The 12,644-nt window shown below is 74.1% G+C and carries 13 protein-coding genes; 4 read left to right on the top strand and 9 right to left on the bottom strand.

Translation table 11 applies throughout. The features are described from left to right. Positions 1 to 4: 4 nt before the first annotated feature. Positions 5 to 775, bottom strand: a complete 771-nt coding sequence (gene map / locus GXB85_RS10500) for a type I methionyl aminopeptidase (RefSeq protein ID WP_161917604.1) — start codon at positions 773 to 775, stop codon at positions 5 to 7. A 138-nt stretch (positions 776 to 913) separates the two neighbouring features. On the opposite strand from map, the gene hisN reads away from it, so the two are divergent. Continuing rightward, positions 914 to 1,717, top strand: a complete 804-nt coding sequence (gene hisN / locus GXB85_RS10495) for a histidinol-phosphatase (RefSeq protein WP_161917603.1) — start codon at positions 914 to 916, stop codon at positions 1,715 to 1,717. 21 nt (positions 1,718 to 1,738) lie between these two features. Here the strand turns inward: hisN and GXB85_RS10490 are convergent, their stop codons facing one another. The 3 genes from GXB85_RS10490 to GXB85_RS10480 are packed head-to-tail and all read right to left on the bottom strand — an operon-like array spanning position 1,739 to position 4,216. Continuing rightward, complete coding sequence (locus GXB85_RS10490) at positions 1,739 to 2,182, bottom strand: hypothetical protein (RefSeq protein ID WP_161917602.1); 444 nt, start codon at positions 2,180 to 2,182, stop codon at positions 1,739 to 1,741. A gap of 4 nt (positions 2,183 to 2,186) precedes the next feature. Further along, complete coding sequence (locus GXB85_RS10485) at positions 2,187 to 3,536, bottom strand: hypothetical protein (RefSeq protein ID WP_161917601.1); 1,350 nt, start codon at positions 3,534 to 3,536, stop codon at positions 2,187 to 2,189. Continuing rightward, positions 3,533 to 4,216, bottom strand: coding sequence for a hypothetical protein (locus GXB85_RS10480; RefSeq protein WP_161917600.1), 684 nt, complete (start codon positions 4,214 to 4,216; stop codon positions 3,533 to 3,535). The genes GXB85_RS10485 and GXB85_RS10480 overlap by 4 nt, the downstream gene beginning before the upstream one ends. 141 nt (positions 4,217 to 4,357) lie before the next feature. Between GXB85_RS10480 and GXB85_RS10475 the strand changes: the two genes are divergently transcribed. After that, positions 4,358 to 4,600: a helix-turn-helix domain-containing protein gene (locus GXB85_RS10475; protein ID WP_161917599.1), complete on the top strand. Its 243-nt coding sequence runs from the start codon at positions 4,358 to 4,360 to the stop codon at positions 4,598 to 4,600. Here GXB85_RS10475 and GXB85_RS10470 read toward each other — a convergent pair. Further along, positions 4,571 to 5,110 carry a hypothetical protein gene (locus GXB85_RS10470; protein WP_161917598.1) on the bottom strand — a complete coding sequence of 180 codons (540 nt, stop codon included), beginning with the start codon at positions 5,108 to 5,110 and terminating at the stop codon, positions 4,571 to 4,573. The genes GXB85_RS10475 and GXB85_RS10470 overlap by 30 nt on opposite strands. A gap of 147 nt (positions 5,111 to 5,257) precedes the next feature. On the opposite strand from GXB85_RS10470, the gene GXB85_RS18665 reads away from it, so the two are divergent. Both GXB85_RS18665 and GXB85_RS10460 read left to right on the top strand, forming a co-directional pair. Next, positions 5,258 to 6,103, top strand: coding sequence for a LysM peptidoglycan-binding domain-containing protein (locus tag GXB85_RS18665; protein WP_161917597.1), 846 nt, complete (start codon positions 5,258 to 5,260; stop codon positions 6,101 to 6,103). Continuing rightward, positions 6,100 to 6,675 (top strand): Rv3235 family protein, encoded by a 576-nt coding sequence (locus GXB85_RS10460; RefSeq protein WP_161917596.1) that lies wholly within the window; start codon positions 6,100 to 6,102, stop codon positions 6,673 to 6,675. The genes GXB85_RS18665 and GXB85_RS10460 overlap by 4 nt, the downstream gene beginning before the upstream one ends. 9 nt (positions 6,676 to 6,684) lie before the next feature. Here the strand turns inward: GXB85_RS10460 and secA are convergent, their stop codons facing one another. The 4 genes from secA to hpf are packed head-to-tail and all read right to left on the bottom strand — an operon-like array spanning position 6,685 to position 12,574. Continuing rightward, positions 6,685 to 9,543, bottom strand: a complete 2,859-nt coding sequence (gene secA, locus GXB85_RS10455) for a preprotein translocase subunit SecA (RefSeq protein WP_161917595.1) — start codon at positions 9,541 to 9,543, stop codon at positions 6,685 to 6,687. Between the two features lie 17 nt (positions 9,544 to 9,560). Further along, positions 9,561 to 10,565, bottom strand: a complete 1,005-nt coding sequence (locus tag GXB85_RS10450; protein ID WP_202627823.1) for a DMT family transporter — start codon at positions 10,563 to 10,565, stop codon at positions 9,561 to 9,563. A 9-nt stretch (positions 10,566 to 10,574) separates the two neighbouring features. Beyond that, the gene (locus GXB85_RS10445; protein ID WP_161917594.1) at positions 10,575 to 11,915 is read right to left on the bottom strand and encodes a winged helix-turn-helix domain-containing protein; all 1,341 of its coding nucleotides are present in this window, start codon (positions 11,913 to 11,915) and stop codon (positions 10,575 to 10,577) included. A gap of 35 nt (positions 11,916 to 11,950) precedes the next feature. Next, the gene (hpf, locus tag GXB85_RS10440; RefSeq protein ID WP_161917593.1) at positions 11,951 to 12,574 is read right to left on the bottom strand and encodes a ribosome hibernation-promoting factor, HPF/YfiA family; all 624 of its coding nucleotides are present in this window, start codon (positions 12,572 to 12,574) and stop codon (positions 11,951 to 11,953) included. Positions 12,575 to 12,644 lie beyond the last annotated feature (70 nt).

Below are 12,644 nucleotides of genomic sequence, written 5' to 3'. Positions count from 1 at the left end.
GCGATCACGCACGCAGGGTGAGGATCTCGGCGCCGTCGTCGGTGATCGCGATGGTGTGCTCGGAGTGCGCGGTGAGGCAGCCGGTCGCGCTGCGCAGCGTCCAGCCGTCGGCGTCCGTCACGAGCGCGGCGGTGTCGGCCATCACCCAGGGCTCGAGGGCGAGCAGCAGGCCCGGGCGCAGGGTGTAGCCGCGTCCGGGGCGTCCCGTGTTCGGCACGTGCGGGTCCTGGTGCATCGTCGAGCCGACGCCGTGGCCGCCGAACTCGGTGCTGATCGGGTACCCCGCCGCGCTCAGCACCGTGCCGATGGCGTGCGCGACGTCACCGATCCGGGCTCCCGGCCCGGCCGCGGCGATGCCGGCCGCGAGCGCGCGCTCGGTCGCGTCGATGAGCGCGACGCTCTCGGGAGGACGGGTCGAGCCCACGAGGAAGCTCACGGCCGAGTCCGCGACGACCCCGTCGAGGGAGACGGCGAGGTCGAGCGTGAGCAGGTCACCGTCCGCGAGCACCTGGTCCCGCGGACGGCCGTGGAGCACCGCGTCGTTGACCGAGGTGCAGATGTAGTGACCGAACGGTCCGCGGCCGAAGCTCGGGGCGTAGTCGACGTAGCAGGACTCCGCACCCGCGTCGAGGATCATCTCCCGCGCCCACCGGTCGATCTCGAGGAGGTTGGTGCCCACGCCCGCACGGTCGCGGAGGGTCTGCAGGATGCGGGCGACGAGGGCGCCCGTGGCGCGTGCCCGCACCACCTCGCTGGGGTCGAGGATCTCGATCATGGGCGGGCCTCTCGTGCGTCCGTGCGTGCTGTCGGTGCCATCCTCCCGCGTCCGGGCCGCGCCCCTGACCACGGGACGGCCGGCCCGGACGCCCAGGAGGTCCCCCGCCGCCGGAGGCGGGGACGCTACGGTGCAGCCATGTCCCTGCGCTCCGGCTACGACGACGACCTCCGGCTGGCCCACGTGATCGCGGACCAGGTGGACGCGATGACCACCGAGCGCTTCCGGGCGCAGGACCTCGTGGTCTCGACCAAGCCCGACACCACCCCGGTCACGGACGCGGACACGCACGCCGAGGAGATCGTCCGGGCCCAGCTCGCACGCACGCGGCCGCGCGACGCCGTGATGGGCGAGGAGATGCCGGACACGGGCCACGGCCCGCGCCAGTGGGTGATCGACCCGATCGACGGCACCAAGAACTTCGTGCGCGGCGTGCCCGTGTGGGCCACGCTCATCGCGCTCATCGACGCGGGCCGCCCCGTGCTCGGCGTCGTCAGTGCCCCCGCGCTCGGGCGCCGCTGGTGGGCCGCCGAGGGCTCGGGCGCCTGGACCGGCCGCTCGCTGTCGTCGGCGACGCGCCTGCACGTGTCCGACGTGTCGAGGCTCGAGGACGCCTCGTTGTCCTACTCGAGCCTGAGCGGCTGGGAGGAGCAGGACCGCCTCGAGTCGTTCCTCGACCTCACCCGCACGGTGTGGCGCACCCGGGCCTACGGCGACTTCTGGTCGTACGTCCTGGTCGCCGAGGGCGCGGTCGACGTCGCGTGCGAGCCCGAGCTCGCGCTGCACGACATGGCTGCGCTCGTGCCGATCGTCACCGAGGCGGGCGGGACCTTCACGTCGGTGCACGGCGTCCCCGGGCCCTTCGGGGGCTCGGCGCTCGCGACGAACGGTGCGCTGCACGAGCAGGTGCTCGCCCTGCTCGACCCGTTCCGCGACGACTGACCGCCCGCGGGCGGCCAGGGCTCAGCGCGCGAGGCCCGCGAGCTCGCTCACGTCGTACCAGAGCAGGTCACGCTCGGCGAGCCGCTCGGCCGCGGCGTCATCCCCGCCACGTGCCGCACGCACGTCCGGCTCGGCGGCCGCCTCGTCGACGTGCGCGCACGCCACCGCGTCCCACGTCACCCTGGCCGTGAGCCGGACCGCGCTCGGCGCGGTCCCGTCGTCGGCGTCCTCGAGGCTCTCGACGAGCGCCTCGGGCACGTCGGCCGCGACCACCACGCGGCGATCGCCCGCCCCGGGACGGTCGAGGCTGTCGTCCGCGGCGAGCAGCTGAGCCGCGTACTCGAGCCCCTCCTCGTCCTCGTCCGGAAGGGCGGCCCGCAGTCCGGACGTGACCGCGTGGACGACGCGCGGTGCGAGGTCGCTCGCGCTCAGCTCGTCGAGGCTCGAGGGCAGGTAGATGCGCACGTGCTCAGTGTGCCCCGGCCACGAGAGCACCGGCCAGGGCGCCACGCGCGTCACCGTCCGCGGGTGCGGGAGGCACGGCGGCGAGGACCGTCCCGGCGAGCTCGACGAGCGCGCGCGTGAGGGCCGCCGTCGGGTCCTGCTCGTACAGCGTGCGGGCCGCGAGGACGGCACCGTCGCACGTCGCGCGGTCGTCGGGCAGGACGGAGACCTCACGCACCCCCGCGTACCGCTCGAGCGCGGCCCGCACCGCCACCTCGGGCCGCGAGCCGCTCGCCGACGCACGCAGCCGGTTCACGACGACACGACGGTGGGCGGTCGCGACGCCGAGGGCGTCGAGCTGCCCGAGCGCGTGGACGAGCCGCTGCAGACCGATCGGGTCACCCGCACCGACCACGAGCACGAGGTCGGCCTCCTCGAGCGCCGAGAGCGTCGCGCCGTTGCGGCGCGGGGCGCGCGTGTCGTAGCTGAGCGCCTCGTCCTGCTCGACGCAGAAGCCGCAGTCGACGACGGTCCAGGTCGCGAGCTCCCGGGCGGCCCGCCAGATCTCCGTCAGACCAGAGGCCGTGACCTCGGGCCAGCGCTCGGCCCGGCTCAGACCCGTCAGCACCCGCAACCCGGAGTCCAGGCGAGGGGTCAGCGCCGCGAGCGTCACCGCGTCCAGCCGCCCCGTCGCGGCCGTGCGCGTCGCCGCCGCCAGGCCGGGCGCTTCGTCGAGCAGCCCGATCTGCTGGGCGACGGTCCCACCGTAGGTGTCGGCGTCGACGAGCAGCACGGAGGCGTTCTCCGCGGCAGCCACCCGCGTGAGCGCGTCGGCGACACCGAGCGCGACCGTGGTGCGACCCGGTGCCCCGGTCGGGCCCCACACCGCGACGACCCGCCCCGGCCGCGACGGCGTCGGTGCCGCACCCGGGCCACCGAGGACGGCCTCGAGGCGACTCGGCGCCTGGGCACCCGCGCCGGGCGGGCGGCCACCGGGACGCGCACCGTCGGCGGCACGGTCGAGCAGGCCGCGCACGGTCGCGACGAGCGGGTCACCCAGGTCTCCCCCGTCGAGCAGGGCGTCCGCCCCGAGGGCGTGTGCACCGGCCGGTCCCGCGAGATCGGCGAGCAGCACCACCCATGCACCCGAGCCGTGCAGGTGGCGGACCGCCTCACGGTCGAGCCCCGGCAGGTCCGCCGAGACGACCGCGACAGAGCCGTGGCCCGCGTCCGCCGCTGCCAGGAGCTCGGCGAGATCCGCGCAGCGGCGGCTGACGTGGAGCTCGCGCGGGTGGCCGCAGAGCGCGCGCACGACGTCCTGCTCGGCCGGGCCCCGCACGGCGCACAGCACGCCCGCGGGTGCGACTCCCCTCATCCGGACAGCCCGCCGGGGACGTGGACGATCTCGACGGAGCCGTCCTCGGCGAGCGCCGCCAGCACGTGCGGCAGCGTCGCGAGGTCGACGAGGACGTGCACGGTGACCCCCGAACCGACGGCCAACCGACCCGCCTCGGTCACCTCTGCGACCGTCAAGCCCTCCGCGAGGGGCCGCGGCTCCACTGCGCCGCCGTCGCGCCCGGCGGCGGGGACGAACCAGAGGTCGACGGCCGCCCCGGCGACGACACCGCTCGCCACGGGGCCCTCGGGCGTGATCGCCACGGGACGCAGATCCAGCTCGGTGTCACGGGCGAGTGCCGATCGGGGCACCAGCTCGCCCGCGGCGACCGCTCGCACCGCGACGAGCCCGTCGAGGTCGACGCCTGCGGGCAGGTACAGGCCGACGTCGTGCAGACGCACCTCGCGCGGCACGAGCACGCCCGGGTCGATCTGCTGCCCGGGCACGAGCGCCTCGTCCGCCACGAGCACGGGCACGGTGCGCGAGGCCGAGCTCACCACGAAGGAGCCGAGCACCACCGACGCCCCGAGCAGCACGAGCCCCACGAGCAGGCGCGGGTCACGCCACCCCGGTCGTCGCAGCCGGACCGCCGCAGGGCTCACCGGCTCGGCGGCCGTCCGGCCCGCCGTCATGGGTCGTGACGCCTCGGTCGTCGTCATGTGGCCTCCTCGTTCCGCCCACATCATGCCGATCCGGGCATTCCGGGCGCCATTCTGCTGGTCGCGACGCCTCCACGGCACCGCCGACCGGGGGGTGTGGACGACGCGGTCGCCGGCGGCGGGCGTGGAAGGATGGCGGGCATGGCAGCGCGCTTCCTGACCCTCGCGGACGTGACCGAGGTGCTGAACATCTCCTCCGCACAGGCGTACGCGCTGGTGCGCAGCGGAGAGCTGCCGGCGATCCAGGTCGGCGGCCGTGGCCAGTGGCGCGTCGAGGCGACCGAGCTCGAGACCTACATCCAACGCATGTACGCCCAGACGCGCTCACGCATCGCGTCGGGCGAGATCACCCCGTCACAGGCTGCGGACGGCGTCGACGGCTGAGAAGGGCACCGTCCGCACCGGCCCGACCGGTCGGCCGGTCTCGGGGCTGACGAGCGCGACCACGAGGTGGTCGGCACCCACGACGTCGACCCGTCCGTCCACGTGGCCACCGTCGCAGGTCGCGAGCCTGACGACGGTGCGGTCGCGTGCGACCGCACGCAGCGCGTGACCGAAGCCGAGGCGGGCGCCCACCTCGCCCGGCGGTGGCGCGACGCCCTGGCCGAGGCCGTCGATCCCGACGACACCGGCCAGGTGGACGAGGTCCTCGCGTCCCGCCGGACCGTGCACCAGCAGCCAGCCCACCCCTGACTCGACGAGCCGACCCTCGAGCGACCCGCCGGACCGCAGGCGGAGCACCAGGTGGACCTCACGGTGCGCACGGAGGCGATCGTCCAGCGTGGTGCGCGCCCACTCGGCCCGGGTGAGCTCCGCGACCTCGGCCGCCCGGGCCTGGCCCATCTCGGCGTCGAACCTCCGCTCGAGGTCGGCGAGGAGCTCGTGCCAGCGCATCCGGCCACCGTAGCCGCACCGGGTGCGCCACGGACCGAGCCGCGCATCGTCCACAGGTCGCCCGTCGCGGCTGGACAGCGCAGCCTGCACCTAGCATGCTCAGATCGCATCAAACGTCATCAAATACGATCGAATGGACCACAACGCATGGGAAAGCCCACCCGCGTCAACGCTCCTGAGGAGGCGGCGCCCGCGGCGACGGCACCGGAGCCCGGCCCCACCGCGTGGCTGCGGGCATCCGTGGCGGTCGTCACCGATGCGGCGGCACTCGCGCTCCTCGCCCCGACGCTGCCCACGCTCACGCACCGCACCGTGGTGGCCGGCGGCGCGGACGACGCCGTCACGGCGCTCGGTGCCCTTCTCGCGACCGTCGCGGCGTTGCTCCTGCTGCCAGGCCTCGCGGTCAGCTGGCTTGCGGTCACCGGCTCGCTCGTGGGCGTCCGGCCCCGCGCGCTCGAACGCGCCGCGGCACTGCTCACGCCTGTCGTGGTGCGTCGTGTACTCGCCGCGGGTCTGGGCGCGGGCCTCGGCCTCGGCCTGATGGCTCCGGCCACCGCGGCCGACGTCGACCTCGGCTGGGGCGCCACGTCTGCGACGGACCCGTCCGAGCAGACCGAGCCACCGCCCGTGGACGCAGCCACCGCCGCCACCCCTGCCGCCCCCGTCCCAGGGTCGGACGTCGCGCGCACCGCGGACGTCACCGGACCTGCGCGGGAACCGACGCCTGGGACGTCGGTCGAGCTGCTCGAGCCCGTGGCCGACGGCCCGGAGCGGAGCGGGCAGCAGGACGTCGTCGTCGAGGCCGGGGACACCCTCTGGCACATCGCCGCCCGCAGCCTCGACGATCCCACGACCGCCGAGATCGCCGCCGCGTGGCCCCGGTGGTGGGACGCCAACCGCGACGTGCTCGACGACCCGGACCTGATCCACCCCGGCCAGGAGCTCCGTGCGCCTGCGCCCGCCGTCCACGTCCCATCGAAGGAGCAGCCATGACCGCCCTCGCGCCCACACGCACCCGTCCGCCCGAGACCCGCCGCGGGGCGCCTGGCCCCCGGCCGGGGCCCCGACCGGAGCCCCGGCCGGGGGCGCGCGGTCCGCGTCGCGGGCCCGTGCTGCTCCTGCCGCCCGTGACCGAGCGCGCGGAAGGCGTCGCCGAGGCGGCTCTCGCGGTCACTGCGCGGACGGCGCGCTCGGCCGCCCTGGACGGGTGGCCCGCCATGGCGCCCGCGCCACGGCCCGTGGTGCCGCTCACGGACCCCGGCCAGGTGTGCGGGCCCGTGGTGCTCGCTGCGGTCGAGGCCCTCGCCGGCGCCCGGCCGCTCACGCAGCTCGTCCGGTGGGTGACCCCCGCCGTCTACGCCACCCTCGAGGGCCGCGTGCCGGCCGACCGCCTCACCGGGGCGCTGCGGAGCGCACGCGTGCGCCGCTCACGCGTGTGCCGGCTCAGCGACACCGTCGCCGAGTGCTCGGTCGTGGTGCAGGACGGCACCCGCATCCGAGCCGCCGCGGTGCGCCTCGAGGTGCATCGCGGCCACTGGCGCGCGACGGAGCTGCAGATCGGCTGACCCGGGGGGTCAGCTCTCCTCGTTCTTGCCGTGGCAGGCCTTGTACTTCTTCCCCGAGCCGCACGGGCACTGCGCGTTGCGCGGCGTCCCCGGGAAGGTCTGGCCGTCGCTCTCGGGTGCGGACGCCGGCGCGTCTGCGCTGCGGACCTCGCGTGCGTCACCGTCGACGCTCGGCGCCGAGTAGTGCAACGGCACCTGACGCTCGGGGCCGTCGAGACCCTGGGCGATGAGCTGCGGCGTGGCCGCACGCGGGGACTGCGCCGGGCGGGTCGTGTCCGACGCCGCGGTGCGTGCCGCCGACGAGGCCGTGATCACCGGCGCACCGTCGGAGGCCTCCCCCGTCTCCGCCGCGTCACCGTCCGCCGGCTGGGCGACCTTGACCTCGAGGTTGTACAGGTACGTGACCGACTCCTCCTTGATGGCGTCGGTCATCGCGCCGAAGAGCTGGAAACCCTCGCGCTGGTACTCGACCAGCGGGTCGCGCTGCGCCATCGCGCGCAGGCCGATGCCGTCCTTGAGGTAGTCCATCTCGTAGAGGTGCTCGCGCCACTTGCGGTCGAGCACCGACAGGACGACCCGCCGCTCGAGCTGGCGCATGTTCTCCGAGCCGATCTGCTCCTCGCGCGCCTCGTAGGCCACCCGGGCGTCCGAGAGGATCTCCTCGAGCAGCATGTCGCGGGTCAGCCGCGACTCGTGCCCGGCCTCGGTCACCACCTCCTCGGGGGTGATCGACACCGGGAAGACGAGCTTGAGCGCGGTCCACAGCGCGTCGAGGTCCCACTGCTCGGGGTTGCCCTCGGCCGTCGCACCGTCCACGTAGGCCGTGACGACGTCGGTCACGAAGTGCTGGATCTGGTCGGCGACGTCCTCACCCTCGAGCACGCGACGACGCTCGTCGTAGATGACGGTGCGCTGACGCGAGAGCACGTCGTCGTACTTGAGGACGTTCTTGCGGATCTCGAAGTTGCGGGCCTCGACCTGAGCCTGTGCGCTCTGGATGCCGCGTGTGACCATCTTGGACTCGAGCGGCAGGTCGTCCGGGAACCCGGCCCGGTGCATCATCGACTCGGCGAGCGACGAGTTGAACAGGCGCATCAGGTCGTCGGCCATCGACAGGTAGAACCGGCTCTCACCGGGGTCGCCCTGACGGCCCGAGCGCCCACGCAGCTGGTTGTCGATACGGCGCGACTCGTGGCGCTCGGTACCGAGCACGTACAGGCCACCGAGCTCGACGACCTCCTCGTGCTCGGCGGCGACGGCCGCCTGCGCACGCTCGAGCGCCTCGGGCCACGCGGCCTCGTACTCCTCGGCCTGCTCGGCCGGGTCGAGCCCGCGGCCCGCGAGGTCGGAGACCGCCATGAACTCGGCGTTCCCGCCCAGCATGATGTCGGTGCCTCGGCCGGCCATGTTGGTCGCGACGGTCACGGCACCCTTGCGTCCGGCCTGCGCGACGATCGCCGCCTCGCGTGCGTGCTGCTTCGCGTTGAGGACCTCGTGCGGGACGCCCTGCTTGCGCAGCATCGACGAGAGCAGCTCGGACTTCTCCACGCTCACCGTCCCGACCAGCACCGGCTGGCCCTGGGCGTGACGCTCGACGATGTCCTCGACCACCGCGGCGAACTTGCCCTCCTCGTTCTTGTAGACGAGGTCGGGCTGGTCGATGCGCTGCATGGGGCGGTTGGTCGGGATGGGCACGACACCCAGCCCGTAGGTGCCCTGGAACTCGGCCGCCTCGGTCTGGGCCGTGCCCGTCATGCCCGCGAGCTTGCCGTACAGACGGAAGTAGTTCTGCAGCGTGATCGTGGCGAGCGTCTGGTTCTCGGCCTTGATGGCCACGCCCTCCTTGGCCTCGATCGCCTGGTGCATGCCCTCGTTGTACCGGCGCCCGGGCAGCATGCGACCGGTGTGCTCGTCCACGATCAGCACCTCGCCGTTCATGACGACGTAGTCCTTGTCGCGCTTGAACAGCTCCTTGGCCTTGATCGCGTTGTTGAGGAACCCGATGAGCGGGGTGTTGAGCGACTCGTAGAGGTTCTCGATGCCGAGGTAGTCCTCGACCTTCGCGATGCCCGGCTCGAGCACGCCGATGGTGCGCTTCTTCTCGTCGACCTCGTAGTCGGTCTCCGCGGTGAGCCTGCGGGCGACCTTCGCGAACTCCCCGTACCACTTGTTCGCGTCACCCGACGCGGGCCCGGAGATGATCAGCGGCGTGCGCGCCTCGTCGATCAGGATCGAGTCGACCTCGTCGACGATCGCGAAGTTGTGCCCGCGCTGCACCAGGTCCTCGGGCTTCCAGGCCATGTTGTCGCGCAGGTAGTCGAAGCCGAACTCGTTGTTGGTGCCGTACGTGATGTCGGCCGCGTACTGCTCACGTCGCTCGGCGGGCTTCTGCCCCGCGACGATGCAGCCGGTGCTCAGCCCGAGGAAGCGGAAGACGCGACCCATGAGGTCGCTCTGGTACTGCGCGAGGTAGTCGTTGACGGTGACGACGTGCACGCCCTTGCCGCTGAGCGCGTTGAGGTAGGCGGGGAGCGTCGCGACGAGCGTCTTGCCCTCACCGGTCTTCATCTCGGCGATGTTGCCCATGTGCAGGGCCGCACCACCCATGATCTGGACGTCGAAGTGCCGCTGACCGAGCGTGCGCTTGGCTGCCTCACGGACCGCTGCGAAGGCCTCGGGCAGCAGGTCGTCGAGCGACTCGCCCTCGGCGACACGCGCCTTGAAGCGCTCGGTCTCCTCGCGGAGCTCGTCGTCGGTCAGCCCGCTGAAGCTGTCCTCGAGGGCGTTCACCTGGTCGGCGATCCCCGAGAGCTTCTTGAGGATGCGCCCCTCACCGATGCGCAGGACCTTGTCGAGGATCGAGGGCACGTATTGCTCCAGACTCGTCAGCTCCCCGCGCCGGGTGGCAGCGGGCCGATGGGTGGCAGCTCGTCCGAGCGCCCGAGGGCGCGCGGTCGGCGCCGACCATCCTCCATCGTAGGGGAGGCGGGACGCAGCACCAGGACCGCCGCCACGAGGGCGAGGCCGCCGACGAGCGCGACCGGACCAGGCCGCTCCCCCAGCAGCACCGCGGCCCCGACGGCGGCGGTGAGCGGCTCGAGGAGGGCGAGCACGGTCGCCGTGGTGGGCGGGACGCCGTGGAGGCCGCGGAAGTACGCGGCGTAGGCGAGGGCCGTCGGACCGATGCCCAGGTAGATCACCAGCAGCCACGCCGACGCGTCCCAGCCGTCGGTCGCCCCGGCCTCCCCGGGCCAGCCCCCGACGAGCACCGCGAACGGTGCCAGCAGGAGCCCGCCGACCGTGAACGCGACCGCGGTGAGCCCGAGGGGGTCCGGACCGGGCCGGCGACGGCGGTTCACCAGCGTCATCGCCGCGAACGCGCTGCCGGCGACCAGGGCGAGGAGCACCCCTCCCGGTGCCACCACCGCGCCCTCCCCCGGGCCGAGCACCAGCAGCACCAGGCCGCCCGTGGCGAGGGCGAGCGCACCGACCGTGCGCAGGCCGGGCACGCGGCGACGCACGAGGGCCGTCGCGACGGCCACCGCCACCGGCGCGGAGCCCAGCGCGACCACCGTCGCGACCGCGACCCCGGTCAGCTGCACCGCGCCGAAGTACGCGGACTGGTAGACCGCGGCGAGCAGGCCCGTGACGGCGACGCGCCCTGGCGCCCCGGGAGCACGCAGACCTCGGACCCGCCCCACGAGCGCGAGCACCACGAGCAGCAGCCCGCCGCCCACGAGCAACCGCAGCGCGGCCACCACGAGCATCGGGGCAGCGGTCGCCTCTCGCAGGGCCGAGCCCGCGAGGCCGCCCGTGCCCCAGAGCACCGCGCCGAGGCACACGAGCAGGAAGTCCGGGGACGGACGGGACCCGGGCGCGGTCGGCGGCACGGGCCGAGCCTAGGGGGCCGGCGACGAGCTCTCGGCGCGCACCCCCGCGAGCCCCACGAGGGAGCCCGCGAGCGCACCACGCGCTCCGTCGGGCACGACGACCTGGTCGAGGCCCAGCCAGCGCGCGAGGTCACCGAGCTCGTCGGCGAGCTCGTCCGCGGTCTCGACGGGAGCCCCTTCCTCGGCGTGCGCGGCCTGCACGAGGAGCGCACCTGCGCGGCGGTCGGCCTTGAGGTCGACACGGGCCACGAAGGTGTCGCCGAGGAGGAACGGCAGCACGTAGTAGCCGTACACCCGCTGGTCGGCCGGCGTGTAGATCTCGATCCGGTAGTGGAGGCCGAAGAGCTCGAGCAGGCGACGCCGCTCGAACACGAGCGGGTCGAAGGGACTCAGCAGTGCGCGACCCGTCGCGCGGCGAGGCAGGTGGGCGTCGCGGTGCAGGTAGGTGGGGCGGTCCCAGCCCCGCACGCGCACGGGCACCAGCACGCCGTCGTCGACGAGGTCGGTGACGGCCCCGCGCACGGCCGGCCCGCGCACGCGGAAGTAGTCGGCGAAGCAGCGCTCGGTGCCGATCCCGTGAGCGCGTGCCCCGATCTCGATCAACCCGCGCACGGCGTCGGCGTCGGACACCGCGGGCTGTGCCAGGACCGCCGGCGGGAGCACGCGCGAGGTCAGGTCGTACGCCCGCTCGAACGACGGCGTGCGACCGGCCGACGAGATCTCTCCGGTGAAGAACAGGTGCTCGAGGACCCGCTTGGCGACCGTCCAGTTCCACCCCCAGTCGGTGCGGGTGCGCGGGTGCTCGACCTCGAGCGCCGCGTGGACCTCGCGCGCCGTCATGGGCCCCGCGGTCCGCAGGAGCGCACGTACCTCGTCGATCACGGCGCCGTGGCCGGCCTCGGCCGGGAGCGTGGACCAGTGGCGCTCGTGGTCACGTCGGCGCCAGGCCAGCAGGGGGTAGGTCTCGGGAGGGATGAACGACGCCTCGTGGGCCCACGCCTCGACCAGGCGGCGTGGCGAGCGGCCCGAGGCGCGGTCGAGCAGACCCACGTCGTAGTCGCCCAGGCGCGACCAGGTGGGCATGAGGTGGGCACGCGCGAGGACGTTCACGGAGTCGATCTGGAACAGACCCAGCCGGTCGATCACCTGCTGGAGCTGACGCATGGTCACGGGAGCGCTGCGCGACACGCGCCTGCGGTCGAGGCCCTGGGCGCGCAGCGCCACGCGGCGGGCCTGCGCGAGGGACAGCTCGGTCACCGCGCGCGGCGCCCCGGATCGAGGTGCGCGCGCCAGGTCGGTCGTCCGTGCGCCGGGGGATCCGGCATCGGCGCGCGGGGGCGAGGTCGGCATCCCGCCATCCTCGCCCCCGCCACCGACACGCGAGGTCAGACGGCCTCGACGCTCTGCCCCACGGGTGCGTCGAGGCGGATGACGCCGTAGCTCCAGCCGCGGCGTCGGTAGGCCACCGAGGGAAGCGCGGTCTCGGCGTCGATGAAGAGGAAGAAGTCGTGCCCCACCATCTCCATCTCGTAGAGCGCGTCGTCCAGCGTCATCGGCTGGGCGCGGTGCAGCTTCTCGCGGATCACGACGGGCGAGTCCCCCCAGGTCGACTCGACCGCCTCACCCGGTGCCGGCGGCTCGGGCTCGGGCTCGGGCTCGGCGGGCGGGCGCACGTCCACCGGCGCGAGCGGCGGGGGCTGCTTGTGGTGGTCCTTGCGCCGGTCGCGCGCGCGCCTGAGCCGCTCGAGCAGCTTCCCGGACGCGACGTCGAGCGCCGCGTACATGTCGTCGGCGGCGGCCTCCGCACGGATCACAGGCCCCTTCCCCCGCACGGTCAGCTCGATGCGCTCGCACGTCCCCGACTGGCGCGGGTTGTTCTCGTGCGTGAGCTCGACGTCGACCCGCTGCGCACGCGGCGCGAGCTGGGTGATCTTGGTGAGCTTGTCCTGGACGTGGCGGCGGAACCGGTCGGGCACCTCGACGTGACGGCCGACGACGACGATCTCCATGCTGACCTCCTGGGAGTGGGACGGCGACGACGCCGTCCGGGGGGACTTCAGAGAAACCCTCACGGGGCGG

It is taken from the genome of Cellulomonas sp. APG4, assembly GCF_009996735.1.
GTDB lineage: Bacteria > Actinomycetota > Actinomycetes > Actinomycetales > Cellulomonadaceae > Actinotalea.
Note: the sequence above shows the minus strand (reverse complement) of the source record. Positions and strands in the feature narration are given on the sequence as shown.